The 16,296-nt window shown below is 45.9% G+C and carries 22 protein-coding genes and 1 pseudogene; 10 read left to right on the forward strand and 13 right to left on the reverse strand.

Going from position 1 to position 16,296, the window contains the following annotated elements:
• The first annotated feature begins 55 nt into the window (after positions 1–55).
• Both L3D27_RS03795 and L3D27_RS03800 read left to right on the forward strand, forming a co-directional pair.
• Entirely contained in the window at positions 56–280 is a 225-nt protein-coding gene (locus L3D27_RS03795) for a hypothetical protein (protein ID WP_432481590.1), read from the forward strand.
• A 52-nt stretch (positions 281–332) separates the two neighbouring features.
• Positions 333–1,370 carry a tyrosine-type recombinase/integrase gene (locus L3D27_RS03800; protein WP_432481591.1) on the forward strand — a complete coding sequence of 346 codons (1,038 nt, stop codon included), beginning with the start codon at positions 333–335 and terminating at the stop codon, positions 1,368–1,370.
• On the opposite strand, the pseudogene L3D27_RS03805 reads toward L3D27_RS03800, so the two are convergent.
• The 3 genes and pseudogenes from L3D27_RS03805 to L3D27_RS03815 all read right to left on the reverse strand — a co-directional run bounded on the left by L3D27_RS03805 (position 1,367) and on the right by L3D27_RS03815 (position 4,788).
• Positions 1,367–2,351, reverse strand: a pseudogene (locus tag L3D27_RS03805) (phage portal protein). The gene L3D27_RS03800 and the pseudogene L3D27_RS03805 sit on opposite strands and share 4 nt — an antisense overlap.
• Positions 2,348–3,022 carry a DNA-methyltransferase gene (locus tag L3D27_RS03810; protein WP_432481592.1) on the reverse strand — a complete coding sequence of 225 codons (675 nt, stop codon included), beginning with the start codon at positions 3,020–3,022 and terminating at the stop codon, positions 2,348–2,350. The pseudogene L3D27_RS03805 and the gene L3D27_RS03810 overlap by 4 nt, the downstream one beginning before the upstream one ends.
• On the reverse strand, positions 3,022–4,788 hold the full coding sequence (locus tag L3D27_RS03815; RefSeq protein ID WP_432481593.1) for a terminase large subunit domain-containing protein: 1,767 nt from the start codon (positions 4,786–4,788) through the stop codon (positions 3,022–3,024). The genes L3D27_RS03810 and L3D27_RS03815 overlap by 1 nt, the downstream gene beginning before the upstream one ends.
• Positions 4,789–4,946: 158 nt before the next feature.
• Between L3D27_RS03815 and L3D27_RS03820 the strand changes: the two genes are divergently transcribed.
• From L3D27_RS03820 to L3D27_RS03845, 6 genes are all read left to right on the forward strand, one after another.
• Positions 4,947–5,759, forward strand: a complete 813-nt coding sequence (locus tag L3D27_RS03820) for a GPO family capsid scaffolding protein (RefSeq protein WP_432481594.1) — start codon at positions 4,947–4,949, stop codon at positions 5,757–5,759.
• Positions 5,760–5,769: 10 nt separating this feature from the next.
• Complete coding sequence (locus L3D27_RS03825; protein ID WP_432481595.1) at positions 5,770–6,783, forward strand: phage major capsid protein, P2 family; 1,014 nt, start codon at positions 5,770–5,772, stop codon at positions 6,781–6,783.
• Between the two features lie 9 nt (positions 6,784–6,792).
• The gene (gpM, locus tag L3D27_RS03830; RefSeq protein ID WP_432481596.1) at positions 6,793–7,479 is read left to right on the forward strand and encodes a phage terminase small subunit; all 687 of its coding nucleotides are present in this window, start codon (positions 6,793–6,795) and stop codon (positions 7,477–7,479) included.
• A 186-nt stretch (positions 7,480–7,665) separates the two neighbouring features.
• Entirely contained in the window at positions 7,666–8,115 is a 450-nt protein-coding gene (locus L3D27_RS03835; RefSeq protein WP_284673106.1) for a head completion/stabilization protein, read from the forward strand.
• Positions 8,112–8,318 carry a tail protein X gene (locus L3D27_RS03840; protein ID WP_284673105.1) on the forward strand — a complete coding sequence of 69 codons (207 nt, stop codon included), beginning with the start codon at positions 8,112–8,114 and terminating at the stop codon, positions 8,316–8,318. Before L3D27_RS03835 ends, L3D27_RS03840 begins: the two co-directional genes overlap by 4 nt.
• Before the next feature lie 3 nt (positions 8,319–8,321).
• Positions 8,322–9,125 carry an N-acetylmuramidase domain-containing protein gene (locus L3D27_RS03845; RefSeq protein ID WP_432481597.1) on the forward strand — a complete coding sequence of 268 codons (804 nt, stop codon included), beginning with the start codon at positions 8,322–8,324 and terminating at the stop codon, positions 9,123–9,125.
• On the opposite strand, the gene L3D27_RS03850 is transcribed toward L3D27_RS03845, so the two are convergent.
• Positions 9,122–9,430, reverse strand: coding sequence for a HigA family addiction module antitoxin (locus tag L3D27_RS03850; RefSeq protein ID WP_373630525.1), 309 nt, complete (start codon positions 9,428–9,430; stop codon positions 9,122–9,124). The two genes, L3D27_RS03845 and L3D27_RS03850, sit on opposite strands and share 4 nt — an antisense overlap.
• A gap of 17 nt (positions 9,431–9,447) precedes the next feature.
• Positions 9,448–9,729, reverse strand: coding sequence for a type II toxin-antitoxin system RelE/ParE family toxin (locus L3D27_RS03855; protein WP_373628916.1), 282 nt, complete (start codon positions 9,727–9,729; stop codon positions 9,448–9,450).
• Positions 9,730–9,793: 64 nt separating this feature from the next.
• Here L3D27_RS03855 and L3D27_RS03860 point away from each other — a divergent pair, with 64 nt between their 5' ends.
• Both L3D27_RS03860 and L3D27_RS03865 read left to right on the forward strand, forming a co-directional pair.
• The gene (locus L3D27_RS03860) at positions 9,794–10,324 is read left to right on the forward strand and encodes a phage tail protein (RefSeq protein ID WP_432481598.1); all 531 of its coding nucleotides are present in this window, start codon (positions 9,794–9,796) and stop codon (positions 10,322–10,324) included.
• The gene (locus L3D27_RS03865) at positions 10,321–10,779 is read left to right on the forward strand and encodes a phage virion morphogenesis protein (RefSeq protein WP_432481599.1); all 459 of its coding nucleotides are present in this window, start codon (positions 10,321–10,323) and stop codon (positions 10,777–10,779) included. The genes L3D27_RS03860 and L3D27_RS03865 overlap by 4 nt, the downstream gene beginning before the upstream one ends.
• A gap of 43 nt (positions 10,780–10,822) precedes the next feature.
• On the opposite strand, the gene L3D27_RS03870 is transcribed toward L3D27_RS03865, so the two are convergent.
• From L3D27_RS03870 to L3D27_RS03905, 8 genes are read right to left on the reverse strand one after another with little or no spacing between them, the layout of a single operon-like run.
• Positions 10,823–11,299 (reverse strand): D-Ala-D-Ala carboxypeptidase family metallohydrolase, encoded by a 477-nt coding sequence (locus L3D27_RS03870; RefSeq protein WP_432481600.1) that lies wholly within the window; start codon positions 11,297–11,299, stop codon positions 10,823–10,825.
• 9 nt (positions 11,300–11,308) lie between these two features.
• Entirely contained in the window at positions 11,309–11,638 is a 330-nt protein-coding gene (locus L3D27_RS03875; RefSeq protein WP_432481601.1) for a hypothetical protein, read from the reverse strand.
• Complete coding sequence (locus tag L3D27_RS03880) at positions 11,635–11,931, reverse strand: phage holin family protein (protein ID WP_080946064.1); 297 nt, start codon at positions 11,929–11,931, stop codon at positions 11,635–11,637. Before L3D27_RS03880 ends, L3D27_RS03875 begins: the two co-directional genes overlap by 4 nt.
• Positions 11,928–12,374, reverse strand: coding sequence for an enoyl-CoA hydratase (locus tag L3D27_RS03885; protein WP_432481602.1), 447 nt, complete (start codon positions 12,372–12,374; stop codon positions 11,928–11,930). Before L3D27_RS03885 ends, L3D27_RS03880 begins: the two co-directional genes overlap by 4 nt.
• A complete protein-coding gene (locus tag L3D27_RS03890; RefSeq protein WP_432480801.1) occupies positions 12,367–12,957 on the reverse strand; it encodes a DUF4376 domain-containing protein in 591 nt (196 codons plus the stop codon). The genes L3D27_RS03885 and L3D27_RS03890 overlap by 8 nt, the downstream gene beginning before the upstream one ends.
• Before the next feature lies 1 nt (position 12,958).
• Positions 12,959–14,986 carry a phage tail protein gene (locus L3D27_RS03895; RefSeq protein WP_432481603.1) on the reverse strand — a complete coding sequence of 676 codons (2,028 nt, stop codon included), beginning with the start codon at positions 14,984–14,986 and terminating at the stop codon, positions 12,959–12,961.
• Positions 14,983–15,525 (reverse strand): phage tail protein I, encoded by a 543-nt coding sequence (locus L3D27_RS03900; RefSeq protein WP_432481604.1) that lies wholly within the window; start codon positions 15,523–15,525, stop codon positions 14,983–14,985. Before L3D27_RS03900 ends, L3D27_RS03895 begins: the two co-directional genes overlap by 4 nt.
• Complete coding sequence (locus L3D27_RS03905) at positions 15,522–16,295, reverse strand: hypothetical protein (protein WP_432481605.1); 774 nt, start codon at positions 16,293–16,295, stop codon at positions 15,522–15,524. Before L3D27_RS03905 ends, L3D27_RS03900 begins: the two co-directional genes overlap by 4 nt.
• Position 16,296 lies beyond the last annotated feature (1 nt).

Consider the following 16,296-nt stretch of genomic DNA (forward strand, 5'->3'; position numbering starts at 1 on the left):
TACGACAGTTTTTAAAAATGATGTAAATATAATTTTGTTGCAAATTGGAGTGGATATGGGAACCATCACAAAACGCAAAACTAAATCTGGGCAAATTAAATACCTTGCCACCGTTCGTATCAATCGCCAAGGTGCTCCTGCATTTTCACAGTCCAAAACTTTCAACAAAGAGATGTTAGCAAAAGAATGGATTAAAAAACTTGAATCGCAGATACAGATTGACCCACGCATTTTATTAACAAAAAAAAGCGACAGGGCAAACGCTAGCAGAATATATTAACAGATATATTGAAGAAGTCCAAGACCAGTTCAATGACAAATATGCTGCAAATATGCTGCGTATCGCTGGCTATGACATTGCCAAACAGTCAGTGGCAAACCTAACAAGACAAGACTTTGCTGACTTTGCAATCTCTCGTCGGCGTGGTGATGTTTTTAAAATGATTGATGGGGTATCACCCTCAACAGTGCTACACGATTTGAATAATATCTCGGCGGTACTAACCCATGCTATGATGGTTTGGAATGAGCCAATCACGCAAGTGCAGATGGAGCTTAAACAGGCGATCTTTGGGTTAAAAAAATCCAGAATCATCACCAAAGCACCTGAGCGAGACCGCCTGCCTACCATGCATGAATTACAGCTCTTGACCAACTTTTTCTATCAAGATTGGTATCGTGGTCGCCAAACAATTCCTATGCATCTCATCATGTGGCTTGCCATTTATACAGGGCGGCGGCAAGGCGAGCTGACGAGTATGCGTTTGGCTGATTTTGACCGCAATCATCATCAATGGCTAATCAGGGATGTTAAAAATCCAGACGGCTCTAAGGGCAATCATAAGTATGCTCATCTAGAGACGCATACTCTGACAGTGATTGAGCTTTTGCTTGATGATAAGGTGAGAAATAGAATGCTTATGCTGGGCTATAATGAAGAGCTTTTGTTGCCGTTAAATACCCAGACAATCTCATCATACTGGGCAAGAGCCTGTAAAATCTTACAAATTGACGATTTAAAATTTCACGACCTGCAGCACGAAGCTGCCACACGCTATGCTGAAGACGGTTATACCATACCCCAGCTGCAGACCATCACTTTGCATGCTTCTTGGAAATCTCTGCAACGCTATGTAAATCTTAAAAAACGGGCTGAGCGACTCGAATGGCATGATGCCTTTGCATTTGCTGGTATGCAGCTTGATAAGCACCTACTATCCCATCAATCAAGCCATGACCCAGCAAAGATCACCATCACACTACCCATCGATGCTGATGTTGTTGAGTATTACCAGCAGCGTGGAAAGCATTGGCAGGATGAGATGAATCAGGTGCTTCGGGCTGCCATGCTTGCTAAAATTGATGATTAGGTGTGCGATAGGGCGGATTTAATCTCATAATCCCTAAACCTCACAATCTCATTCCCAGCCCATTCATTGATGATTTCCAGCCGAGCTTGTAGTGGCATGATTTCATTTCGCCAAAACATTTCAGATGCATCGCGGATTGATCCAAAACCGCCAGCGTTGGTTGGTACGATACCCAGTAGTTGTGGTGGAATGCGTAACGCTGACAGCACATCGTCACGGCTGATGTTCTTGATTGTGCCGAAGTCATCTTTGGCGGCGATTTCTGACACTGGGATAATTTGAATGCCGTCCTTTTTGCCATTCGGACTATAAAAAAACAAATTGCGGAAATTGCCCGGTCCTTTGCTGTCTTTTAATGCTTGGCGGAGTGCGTCAATGTCATTGGGGTCGTGCAGGGTCATTGACATACAAGATAAAGCCTGCGTGCGAGCCGTTATTGTAGTATTTGCGGCGAAATAGTGTCGCTGATTCGTTGAGCCATGCTGACTGTAGGGCAGCGTAATACTCAGGCTGACCATAGATTTCTTGGTTGATGTCGCATTCTTTGATATGACAGATTCGGCTAGTAAATTCATGCTCTTGATAACCCAAATCATCACTATGTAGCATAAAGAATCGCCCATCTTTGCCAGCTCTGGTGTATTTGGCAAGAGTGGGGCGATAACCTACCACCTGCCCACGCACACCAGTCAGCTCTTCAAGGTAGGCATTACCACACCAGATAAAGTCTAGGGCGATTTGTTCAAAGGCTTTGCGACTTAATTTGGCGTGTGGGACGAATAAATTGGCAAGAAAATTGCGTTTAAAGATGATACCGCTTGACAGATAAGGGGTGGATTTATAGGCTTTGGACAAGCCGTGTAAATTCACAGGCGGTTCGTACCAGCGACCGTTGTGCCAGCATTCTACATAGTCAAAAATTTCTCGGTCGTGCATGGCGACAGGCTCGCCAAAGGTAAAGGCGATGGGTTGGTTTGTCATGATGTTTCCTGTTCGTTAAGTTGATTGTTAATGCGATTTTTGGCGACCGAAAAATAATGATCGTCCAGTTCAATGCCAATAAAGTTTCGCCCCGTACCAACGCAAGCCACGCCTGTTGATCCACTACCCATAAAGCATTCTAGAATGGTTGCGTTTGGTCTGGTGCATTTTTCTATTAAGTATTGCAATAATTCAATCGGTTTTTGATTTGGGTGTATTAAACTCCCCCCTATGCGATTAAAACGCACAATATCGGTTGGGCGTTTGCCATTAAACCTAAATCCATGATTGCAATAAAAAATAATGCTTTCATATCTTGAGCCAAAGGCTCTTTTTAGGTCTCCCATGCCATGTGCGACCTTATCCCAAATGATGATGTTTTTGGGATTGATGCCGAGGGATTTTAACTCGTCAATAAATATTTGTTGTTTATCCCATCTTGTGAAAATCATGCCACAACCGTCTTTGCTTAATAATCGTGGTAAATGTGCGATAAATTGAGTAAATGGCGTTTCATCATTTAAGATTTTGTCAAATTTCTTGACCTTGTATCTGTGCGACGACTGATAATTGATGCCATACGGTGGATCGGTCAGCACCATATCCACCGAGCCATCTGGAATTTGTTTTAAAATATCCAAGCAGTCGCCTTGATGTAAGTCGATATTCATTAAGAAAACTCCATAAAACTCGTTGTTTGTTCGGTTTTGCCCTCTAAAGGCTCGTTATATAAAGCGTGCATTAACGCCCAAGCTAGATCAGCATGACCGATGTCATCATTACGACTGGCGACAAAGGTCATTTGCCGTTGGCTTGCGGTGAGCGTCTTTTTGATGCTCATTAGGCTATGGGCGATGTCGGTATGTCCTGCGTCAAATTCTAGCCGTCCGTTTTTAATCACATCCCAAGTCTTTAACACAAGTTGGGTTTTGACCTCTGGGCTGTAGCTAAAAGTCGTAACCGCTGGGAAAAACGACCGCACCAATTGAGCCACGCCCGTTCCCATGCCTGTCTGATCGATGCCAATGTACTGCACGTTGTAACGCTGGGTAATGCCTTTGATGATGTTTGCTTGAGCGGCAAAGTCCATACCCTTAAACTGCTGGCGTTCTAGCACACGAAATTTGCCATTTGCCACGGCAGGTGGTGCGACCACCACAAGCCCTGCACTGTCGCCAGTCTCTGCAGGGTCATAGCCCACCCACACAGGTTTATTGGCAAAAGGACGACTGTGTAAGGGGCGAAAATCTTCACGCCACATTTCCCAAGAGTCCACCATACACGGCTGTAATAGATTGAGCGGAAAAATACTCTCGCCGTCATCGACAAATTCGCACATCAAAAGGTTGGCAAAGTCTGTTGCTGAATATTCAAATCTAAGCTCATCAATATCAAACAAATCACAGCCGCCAGCTTGTGCGTCCATAATCGTTACCACTTGCCGCCAGAGTTTGTCATCACAGCGTTTGCCGTCTTTGAGTGCTTTGTGCGATACATCAATATTAAGGTGCTTGTCTTTGGGTTTGCCCTTGTTAAATCGTGAACCTGTCCAAAAGGTGTAGGCTTCGTGTGCCATGGTGGACGGCGTGGAAAAGTAAGTTTTTCGCCATTTTTTGTGCATTGCCATGCCTGAGGCGACTTTGTTTAATTCATCAAAGCCATAAACCCAAAAAAATTCGTCAAAATAAAAATTGCCATGATGACCCTGTGCAGTGCGGGCGTTCGTGCCAAGGAAGTTGAGACTTGCCCCATTTGACAGCACGATCGGGTCGCCTGACAGCTCCACGCCACAGGCAGAGTGGGCGAACTGCTTGATGTATTCTTTAAAAATATGGGCTTGTGCTTTACTGGCGGATAAAAAAATCTGGTTTCGCCCTGTGGTCACAGCGTCCACCAGAGCTTCACGAGCAAAATACCAAGTCGCACCGATTTGTCGAGATTTTAGAATCACACGAGTTCGCTCATCGCCTGCTTGATACCAAGTGCGTTGATAGTCAAACAGCGACTCTTCAAAGGCAAGCACCAATTTTTCCGCCGCTTCATCATCAAAAGTATTGGCTTTGCGTTTTTTGGCTTTGCCCCGTTCTGATACTTTGGGGTTTAAATCGGCTTCGTTGCCACCGTCTCGGTAGCGTTCTAGTCGCACAAATTCTTTGTAGTTTTTAAACAGTTCGGACAGCTCTTTATAGTCGCCAGAGTTTTTTTTGTCTTTCATGACAAGGGTCATTAGCCGTATTTGTAGGGCTTGTTCGACCCTGTTATCACTCATCACTTTATCCCACTTATCACGAGCCTTCCAGCTGGCAATGGTGTTTTCGTTTTCGCCCAGAGCTTCTGCGATGTCGGCATTACGCCAACCAAGCCAAGATAAAAATTTGGCTTTTAGGCGGTTATCAAAAACAAGTTCAAGATTGGCAATGTCGGTCAAATTACTCATAAAGCAAACAAAATAAAATTTGCCTTATCTTAGCTGTCATTAGCATGTGCGTGGTGGGTGGCTTGTTGTAGATATGGGTTTTACAACATTGGCGGTTTGTTTTATTGGCGGTGGTGGGTTAGTCTTTTGCTGTCTATGATTTTTTTGGAGATTGACACATGAAATGGTTTCGCATTGCCGTATCTGGGCAAACGACCGACGGACGAGAAATCCAGCGAGAATGGATCGAACAAATGGCGGCAAGCTACGATCCTAGCGTCTATGGCGCACGCATCAATGTTGAGCATATGCGTGGCTTTATGCCAGATGGCGACTTTGGCGCTTATGGCGATGTGCTGGCGCTCAAAGCCGAGACTATCACGGTCAATGGCGAAGATAAGCTTGCGCTATTTGCCCAAATCAAGCCAAATGACAAACTCAAAGTCTTAAACGCCAAAAACCAAAAAATCTACACATCGGTGGAGATCGACACCAACTTTGCCAAAACTGGCAAGGCGTATCTGGTGGGCTTGGCGATCACAGACAGCCCAGCAAGCCTAGGCACTGAAATGCTGACCTTTTGTGCTAATGCTAAGCAAAATCCCCTTGCTGACTGCAAACAGTCAGAGGGTAATCTGTTCACGGCGACGGTATTGACGGACTTTGATTTTAGTGAGCCTAAGTCATTGGCTGATAGTATCGTAGAGCGTATCGCTCAGTTTTTCACCGACAAAGACAGCCAAGACAACCTAGACGAGCAAGGCGACTTGGAAGGTCAAGAAGAGATGGTAGATGAAGTTGAAATCGTTGATCTGACCAAGTGCCTTGACGAATTGTGTCAGCAATTCAAAGAACAGCTGGACGCCAAGTCTGACGAGATCCGCGAGCTAAAACAACAAGTGCAGACGCTAAGCACCCAGATTGACAGTATTGTCATCACCCCAAGCCGCCCGCCAGCGGTAGGCACTACCAACGCCCATATCGACTGCTAAGGAGCAAATCATGCGTAACGAAACACGAGTATTATTCAGTCAAGCGATGGCGAGCCTAGCTGCCATCAATAAGGTCAATTCGGTTCACGAAAAATTCACAGTTGAGCCATCTGTACAACAGACCTTAGAAACCAAAATTCAAGAATCCAGCGACTTTTTGAGCAAAATTAATACTTATCTGGTGCGTGAAATGAAAGGTCAGGGCATTGGTCTTGGCGTAACCCGTCCGATTGCCAGCCGTACTGACACGCAGGCAAAAGACCGCCAGCCGATTGATCCGACCATGCTGGATTCTCGCCAGTACGAATGCACCAAGACCAATTTTGACACAGCGATTAGCTACGCCAAGCTCGATCAATGGGCGAAATTCCCTGATTTTTATGCCAAATTCCGTGATGTCATCGTCAAGCGACAAGCCCTAGATCGCATCATGATTGGCTTTAATGGCGTTAAAGTCGCCAAAGAGACTGATTTTAGCACCAATCAACTTTTGCAAGATGTCAATATCGGCTGGTTACAGCACCAACGCACCGAGAACGAGTCTCGCACGCTCAAAGCTGGCAAAGACAGCCAAAAAATCAAAATCGGCAAAACCGAAGAATGCGACTATCACAACCTAGACGCACTGGTGATGAATTTGGTTGATGAGATGATTGACCCATGGCATCAAAATAACCCTGATTTGGTGGTGATTACCAGTCGCAAGATGGTGGCGGATAAATATTTCCCACTGGTCAATAAAGAGCAGCCAAACAGCGAAAGCCTAGCCGCCGACACCATCATCGCCCAAAAACGCATGGGTAATCTGCCTGTTTATGCCGTGCCGTTTTTCCCAGAAGGCACGATTTTGGTAACGACTTTTGACAACTTGTCCATCTATGTCCAAGAAGGGGCACGCCGTCGAACCATCGTAGATAACGCCAAACGAGATCAGATTGAAAACTATGAATCCAGCAATGAAGGCTATTTCATTGAAGATTTGGGGTTGGCTGCTATGGCAGAGAACATTGAAATCGTGGCATAAGGGGGTGGTATGAACCTTGCTAGGGCACATTTTGAACGCCAAAATGCCAAACAAACCGCCGAAAAAATGGCGGTCTATGGCGAAATGCAACATGCAACGACTTATGAGCTAAAGCTTGCCAATCTTGCCAATGATAAGCACAGACTAAAACAGCTTCAGAGTTTGGAGCTTAAAAATGATTTGAAGACCAGACTTATTGATGACTACATCCCTTATTGTGAAGGGGTGTTGTCGTCAGGTGGGGGCGTACAAGACGAAGTGCTGATGACAATCATGGTGTGGTGTATCGATTTGCGTCGTTATGATTTCGCTCTTAAGATTGCTAGATACGCACTACAACATGAACTCATCATGCCTGATAGTTTTAAGCGTTGCGTGGCTTGTGTTGTTGTTGAAGAGATTGCTGAGATTGAGATTAAAAGACTCAAGCAAGATGAATCAGCAGCGATTGACACCCTAGAGTCATTGCACGAATTGCTCAATGACGACAGTCTATCAAAGACAGCGCGTGATATGCCAGATGAAGTTCGTGCCAAGCTATATCTTGCCATCGGTCGTCATTATTTGATGCAAGCCAAAGAAATAGGCAAAGGGGCAGATTTGGCAGTCAATGCGTTGTCTGCGGCACTGTCTTTACATGATAAATGTGGCGGCAAGTCAGACTTGGCACAAGCCAAAAAATTAGCCGCTGCTTAACAGGGTGCCTCGCACTAACACGGGTCTGCTGATACGCCGTAAGCTGATTTATCTTGCTTAAAGTCGGTCAGCCGTTCCCGTGTTTTATGAAAAAATGATGGCAAATGACCTATCTATGTGCAGCTCGCCGCCGAATGAGGGAATATCACACCCCATCGGATTTTATTTGTATTTTTGGGAGAGTGTATGAGTTTGATTGCTGGTGGTGACTTATCCACAGCCTTATCAGATATTAGTGGCGGGGAGTTTTTTCCGTCGATCAGCGTGGCGGATGTGCGTGATTTTGTACGTATCGATGGCTCGGTGACTGATTTTCGCTTGCAGCAGCTCATCTTAGAAGAGGTGCTGGATGTACAAAGATTGTTGATGCCATTGGTAGGTCAGGCACAACGATTGACCGACTTATCCACAGTACGGCTCGATGGTCGCCCATCGCATGAGATTTGGTACTTTAGTGCCATTGCCAACGGCGTGGGGGCGAAAGTGTGCGAAAAATATCGCAACTACGACACGACAAACAAGGGCTATGACAAAGCCTACGAGCTGTCAGCAACCATTGATGAATATCGCCGTAATAAAATGTGGGCAATCGCACAAATGCAGGGGCGTAATCAGACAGTGGTGGAGCTGATATGAACCGCATTATTTATAGCATACAAAACGACAGCATCGATGCCATCAGCCATCGCTACTATGGCAAATCGGTCGTTGAGCAGATATTGGCGGTCAATCCGCACCTTGCCAAAGAAGATGTCATCTTGCCCATTGGCACAAAAGTCATCTTGCCTAGTCTTATCACAACCAACCCTGTCAAACAAACCATTCAACTATGGAGCTAAAACATGAAGCTACTTAAATACGGAAACAAGGGCGAACAAGTCGAACGGCTACAAGTCAAACTGAACGAAAATGGTGCCAAACTTGCCGTTGATGGTGATTTTGGGCGTGCTACCGAAAAGGCGGTGATGGCATTTCAGCGGTCGGCTGGCTTGGCGGTAGATGGTGTGGTCGGCATCAAGACATGGCAGGCATTGTATGGCGAACCGTCCATACATCTGTTGTCTATGGCAGACTATGAGACAGCCGCCAATGAGCTTGGTGTGCCTGTCAATGTCGTGCGTGCCTTTGCCCGTGTTGAGAGCCGTGGGGCAGGCTTTATTGATGGGCGTCGTCCTGCCATGCTCTTTGAACGCCATGTGTTTTATCGCCTGCTAAAAGCCAAGCACGGCAAGGGGTATGCGGACAAATACGCCAAATCACACCCTAGCATTGTAAGTCCAAAGACAGGCGGCTATCAAGGCGGTGCGTCTGAATATGTACGGCTGAATTTTGCCAAGACCATCGATGAAGCCTGTGCATGCAGCTCGGCAAGCTGGGGTATGTTCCAAATCATGGGCGAGAACTGGCAGGCATTGGGTTATGAATCCATCGATGACTTTGTGATGCAAATGCAGACAAGCGAGAGCCACCAGCTCGATGCCTTTGTGCGATTCATCAAAACCAAAAAAGGGCTACTAGACGCACTGCAAAAAGGCGACTGGGATAAGGTATTTACCCTATACAACGGCAAAGACTACCAAAAGCTGGGCTATGATTATAAGTTTTTGGCAGAGTTACGCCGACTCGATGGACTAAGCCTTGGTTAAGCATAGCTAAACTGCCCAAAATCATAGGGCGTAATATCGTCTAGCTGGGCGGTTTGCTCGGCGATTTTTAGGTCATAGGACTGTTGCAGATTTAACCAAAACTGAGCAGTAGAGCCAAAATAGGTCGCCAATCGCAAGGCGGTGTCAGCACTGACACCACGCCGCTCACGCACAATGTCGTTAATGCGTGCGGGTGTAACACCGATTGCCTTGGCTAGGGCATTGGCAGACATATTGAGCGGTATTAGATATTCTTCACGCAGAATTTCACCGGGGTGAATGGGTCTCATGCCGTCGGACATCATTGTTATACTCCTTAGGTTTAGTGGTAGTCCACAATCTCAACATCGGATACGCCATCATCGCCCCAGATGAAGCAGATGCGGAACTGGTCGTTAATGCGAATGCTATATTGACCTTCTCGGTCGCCCACCAGTTTTTCAAGATGATTGGCAGGTGGTGAGCGTAAATCTTGCAATGAAACGGCTTGGCTAAGCATTCTTAATTTGCGTTCGGCAACGGATTTAAAATTGCTAAAAACTCGTGTGTTGCCTGTCTCAAATAAGAGTTGCGTGTCTTTGCACTTAAAGCTGACGATTGCCATGATTTATCCTTTGCGGTTTTATTTATTATATATTGATAAACGATAAATAACAAGGCTTATTTGTATGAAAAAACCCAATCAACTTCGAACCCATCTACTGGCGAGCCTACCAGAGCTTGCCAAAAACCCTGACCGCTTGCTGATTTTTGTGGATGAAGGGCGGATGGTCAATACGCTTGCAAACGGCTTATCGTTTGAATATCGCTACACGCTCAATATCATCATCACCGACTTTAGCGAAGACATGGCAGCGGTGGCGGTGGCACTCTACGCATGGCTGCGAGAACATCAGTCAGAGCTGATGGCAAATCTTGATAAGGCAAAAGATGGCGTAAAATTTGTGGCAGATATTTTGGATAACCGCAAGGTTGACCTATCCATCACGCTACCACTCACCGAACGAGTCATCGTCAAAGAAACGGACGGCAAGGCGGTCATCAGCTACCCACCAGAGCCGAGCTATACACGCCCAGAGACGGCAAAGACAGTACGGCTCATCGATGCCAATGATGGGGTGGTGCTAGGAGAGTTCCCGACTGGTATGCCAGAAGAAAAATGGCTGCTGACAATGCCACTGGTGGACATCAGTAGATGAGCAAGTTATCCTACCTGCCAGAACATCTGGAGCGTATCATTGATGGGTTGTCTGATGGGCAAATGTTAAAGCTCAAAAAGACGCTCGCCCAGAAACTCCGCAACAACCAAAAAAAGCGTATCACCGCCCAAAAGAATGTGGACGGCTCTGCCTACACGCCAAGAAAACCGCAAAAACGCCGTGGGCAAAAAAAGCGTGTGCGTGCCAAGATGATGAATACCATCAAAAACGCCGCCCACATGAAAACCGAGCAGATGGACGAGGGCTTCACCGTGGGCTATGTCGGACGCATGGCACAAGTCGCCGAAGTCCATCAATATGGCTTGACGGCTCGTGTGAATGCCAAAACTGGTGCATCAGCCGCCTATCCTGTGCGACAGCTTTTGGGTATCTCGGACGAGGATAAGCAGATGATTGATGAGGCGGTGCTTGATTATATAGAAAATCTCATTTAAAGACGCATAAAAAAACCACCAAGCGGTGGTTTTTTATTTCCCATTACCTAAGCCCACTCAAATACACCGTACGACCACCACGCTTGACAGCGGTCAAGACTTGCCCACGCTGTCGCCCATTGGGGTGTTTGTAGCCTAAATGAATCCATGAATTTGGCGAATCTGGGAATTCTAGGATTAGCTGGTCAAATTTAATGCCACGCTCCTTTAATTCTGCCACCAGATAGCGGGCGACTTTGCGAGTGTCGCCAAAGGCTGGGGCGGTAAAGTCAATCGCAAGCCCGTAACAGTGTGCCGATGTGGTGCTGCCACCGATGGCACGGTTGAGCATGGGTGAGCGATAGCCTGAGCTCACACGCATTGGCACGCCCAAGATGTCCCTGACTGGTTGCCATAGCCCACGAGCTGACTGGCGTAGGTTGGTCGTGGCTCGCTCGTCTGGGGTGTTGTTGAGCCTAAGTCGTGTGGCAGTGTCTGAGCGTGTCAGCTCGGCTAGGGTAAAGTTTTTGGTGAGTTGCATATTATCTCCTTATCTGCGTTTGGATTTTTTAAGCATTTGGCGGTGTAGCTCACGATAGGCAGCATCGTGGGCGGCTGTCTTGACCGCCTGTTTCGCCGTTTCTTTGACTGATGGTGCGTCATCGCTTTGCGTATGTAGGCTTGGTTGATAAATCTTACGCCCCAGCATGGTTAAGACCAGCATTACCCCACCTGTGATAAAGGCGTGGTACTTGGTGGGGATAATCTGATAATCTACCGCCACTTGCAGGGCGGGGATGAGTACCAGCATGATGAATGCCCCGAGTGCCGGTAGTTTTACGGATAAATATTGAAAGACATTATCTTTGATAAAAGTCATTTTTTAACTCCTTTGGACAGATAATTTTTGATAAAGTCAGCCAGCCAATGCGTGCCAAAGTAGCCAATGGCGGACGCAATGCCGACACTTGCCGTCTGTGGAATGCCGAACCAGTCCAAAAACGACCAGATGCCGATAGCGAACAGTCCGCACATGATGGATTCTAATAAATCCACACGCCCACGCTGTGCTTTGGTGCGAAATACTGCCATCAGTGTCGCCATGACAAAGCTCATGGTGGCGACCTTGGTGTGCAACCACACCTCCGATAGATAGTTGTATAAATCATTCACCGATGTTCTCCTGCTAAAATCAAATCATATAAATCACTGGGGCTAAACCGCCAGCCCTTATCAGAACCAAAGATGGCGTTATAGCACCACTCACTACAAAAATACCGCTCCTGCGACTGGTGAAATAGTGCTACCGCACCCAATGCACCCCACAAGTCATAGCCTGCTCCTTGGGTGTGCTTAAAATAGGCTTTTACTTGCTCGTGTGTGATGGATAATGGTGTTAGCTCCCATTTATCAGACGGCAAATCCATCACTTTACATCGCACACCACCATCGCGGTAGCTACTTGTATAGCATTCATAACGACCGTCAGGCAAGGCAATGGCAATCTCACAATGGCTGTATTTGCCCCTTGTAAAAAACTTGGTGATACCATCGCAGATGCGGTGGGATAGCTTGCTGGCTCGTCCGTGGTAGCTTGCCAGATAGACTTTATTCATTGGTTGCTCCTTGTTCATAAATGGCTGTCCAGCCCTTTGAATAATCGTATTCCAAGGGATTTTGTGCCTGCAACATTGCCAAACGGTGCTTTTCAGCATTGGCAAAGTCGGCTTGTTCGGCTTGCAGAATCGTCATCGCAAGCTCGGTCAAAAGTGCTTTGGTCATCGGCACAAAGCTGTTATCCATCGTTTTCCACATAAGGTCTGACGGTAGCTGTGGCAAAATCTGCAACGCCAAGTACTGCGTGCGAGAGCTGTCGTCCGTATGAAACCACTTTTTGACCGATTTGACATAAACCCCGCCACGAGTGATGGTGTGGCGTTTTTGTTTGATGGCTTCCCATGCATCTTGCTGTGCTTGGTTTTTATCAATAGATAACACCCACTTACCATTGATATATTGATGATAAATAGATGGTCGTTTAATGGCAGATAAATCCGCTAAGATGTGATAACCATCATTGATTTGTTCTAATAGCTTGGTGTGTTCATCTTTTGAGATTTCTACTAAATCATCAGGTAAGTCATGATATTCAAAACTGGTATCATAAAATGTTTGCTTACTTGGGCTAAACTTTATCATGTTAGTATCCTATTGCTAAAATAAAGAGAGTGTAATCATCTGTGGTCGTACTTGTGTTTATTACTTTTTTAAATATGCATTTGAGTATCCAATTGTGTTGTGTCCAAACAATATCTGCGATATAGCTACTGGCAGAGATATTGGGTTTGGCTACAAAGGCGTTTGTGCTTACCACTTTATTGGGAAACTGCACTGGCATTGTATAGGTATGCTCCAAAGAATCTAAGTTGTGGAGTCTGACATTTTTTGACACCCATTGGATAATCGTGCCATCTGGAAATTTCAAATAACCATTATCAGAGCGTAGTGATTGCACATTAAAATTAAAAGGAATGGTAATGTCTCTTGTGCCGTCAAATGCCACACCGTTGATGGTGCGTGGGGTTTGGAGCTTTGTTGCCGTTGGCGAGTTACTATCACGAGTAACAATGAGTTTACCTGCTGCATCACTTGATACCGTAATACCATTCGTGCCTGTGATTTGGGTGGATGAGCCAACGGACGCTGTTTGTCCTACGCCACTTGCCACAATGTTTAAGAATGTGTTGCGGTTTGTCGTGGCACGATTTGCCGTGCCTGTGGCGGTAGTGGCGGTTACAAGTCCGTGCGTCTGTGTCAGTCCTGCGGTAACTCGTCCTTTGGCATCTACCGTAACCGAGTTATAAGAGCCTGCGGTTACGCCAGAGTTTGCAAGGGTTAGGGCGATATTGGCATTGGCTGAGCCATCAAAGCTGGCTTGCCCTGTGCCATCGCCTGTAATGGCAAGGGTGCGGGCGGTTGGAGCGTTGTCTTCGGTGGTGGCTAGGCGTTTCCAAGGCGACCATCTCCTATAAAAAGCACGCATATAGACAATGGCTGTCTCATACTTACGAAAAATTTGTACAACGCCAGCTGCTCTTACAACTTCAAGGGCAAAGGCACGATTGCTCGGAGTATTTGCAATGTCTCGTGCATACGCATCGGCTTCGCAATAATAAAACCCGATTTCTTTGTAGTTATCCAAATCACCCCTGGTAATCTGAGTGGGATTTGTAATGACGGCTGGCTTTCCGTCAATCTCGTTCCAAGTGTGGCGGTGGCTTAATGGGGCTTTAGTATTGTCAGTAATTGTGATGTTTTGCGTGCCGTCAAACTCAATACCATTGATTCTTACAGCCCTGGCCAGCTTATAAGCAGAGGGAGCACTTCTGCCGACATCTAATTTCTTGTTTAGGGCATTAACTGCCTGACCTAATGCGTATTCTGATACCGCAAGTGTTTTGTCTGTACCATTGGTTTTATGGGATAGCTGAACAATACCTGCCACAGAATCAGATGCTTTGTCAATCTCATGACTGTGCGTGTTTGCTGATACAGTATTAGTGCTGGCAGCAGTAATCTTACTGGGTGTACCAAGAGCAATATTGGCATCACTAGATAAACTGCCACCACCTGTTAAGCCATTGCCTGCAATAATTTCCACGGATTTATCCGCTTTATCATCGCCGAGTTTTTTGCCCATATTAGCGGACAAAGGCTTATCGACATCAGTACTGGTGAGATTATCAACCACCTCAGCATAACCCACAAAGTTATCATCCACCCATTTTTTTGTAACATAGACAAGGGAGCTGTCCATGGCGACATTGACCACAGATGCATTCTCGACCGCTAGGATAATGCGAATTGACATCTCACGGGCACCGCCCTCATCTTGGGTGGGCTTGTAGGTTGCAGGAAATGACCCAACGGCGATAAGTGTGCTGCCAGCATATAGCCCAATTTCACGCATAGTATAGCCGCCAGAAGATGATGGGATGACAACACCAACCTCAATCCAGTTGTCATTAGTGCTATGGCGTTCGACGCTATTGACGGGCAGGCGGTGCTTTTCTGCAACCAGTCGACTTTGATTGGCACTCGGAGTTGGTGTAGAACCATTACCGTCGCCGACTGCCAGATGGGTGATGTTTAGTCTGGTGTTGCTCGCGATGGCGGCAGTGATTTGGGCTTTGCCGTGATTGGTGATGATCGTGGTATAGTTACTCATGCGTTATCCTTTTTTGGGTAGATGATGATTTCATCGCCTGTCTGTAAGGCAGCAGCGGTATGAATATCTGAGCGTGGGGTGAGTGTGATGGTCATGTTGGTCAGGTGGCGACTGACAGGCTTAGCATCATTAATGAGTCTGTTAAGCTCAAGATAGATGGCGTAACTTAGTTCATTGCCCGCGGTAGATAGCTCCAGTTTGAAAGACCCAGCAGGCATCTCATCTTCGCTTTGCCACCACTCGATGAATTTGGCTTCATAGCCAAAATCAGTCAAAATCTGCCTAATGGCAGCAATCGTTCCCTTAATTTCATGTCGATAAAATGACCTTTTTATCAGCTCTCTTTTTAAAGATGGTTGCCAGTTGTTATCCCAGCTATCCACCGAATACTGCCACGCCAAAAAGCTCAAAAAATCATCAGGAGCATCATTGATGCGTGATAGACTGCTGATATTGACATCTAGCCGTGTGTTGTCTGCCGACACATCGGTGATGATGCGTTCAAATTGAGTGCTGTTTGGCGGTAATAGTTGGCTCACTCTATATCTCCTAGATTCTGAACAATCTCTTGCTCTCTGTCCGACAATTGCCAAACAATCTGATTATCTTTGGCTTGTAGTTCTTTGGCTTGTAGTTCTTTGGCTTTGTCGTTACTGATCAAAAGACCGCCACCGAACAATGTTTTTTTATGCTCTTTTTGGCTTTCAAGCTTACGAATAAAAACACTTTCATTAGCCGACACGCTAAATTCAACCCCTGCCTTACATAATTTATTTAAATTATTTACCATCAGCACATTGGGCGGATATTGGTATTTTGGTAATTTTGGCTTTTCTTTCTCCAATGAACTTAGGGCGTTGTATAATACTGGGGCGGTCATCACTCGCACATCGCCTAGCAAATTAGTAACAAAACAAGTATCTACCGCTGCCCCATTATCATAAGTGATTTTAGAGGGGGCAATAATGGCAGTATAATCACAGTTTTGCATTGGGCTAAACACCGTCAAAGCAGGGGCAAACAAAAAGAATTTGATATTATTTTTAATATAAAAATCTATGATTTTTGACAAAATACTAAAAGGTGGATTGTCAATGACTACCGTATTTTCGTCATAATTTTTGGCTGCCGCTTGATAATCGCCATTAGGATAAAATGGGCGTTCTACTATCAAGCCGTCCAAGTTTAAAATGTGTTCATTGACATAATCTAAGACCACATCATAGACCGCTGGCGGTGTGAAGGTGTCATCGCTTGTCGTGCGTTTTTCAAATCTTTGTAGCCAGTTGTAATATTCGTTGCTGTTCATA

It is taken from the genome of Moraxella sp. ZY200743 (assembly GCF_050885545.1).
Lineage (GTDB): Bacteria > Pseudomonadota > Gammaproteobacteria > Pseudomonadales > Moraxellaceae > Moraxella > Moraxella haemolytica.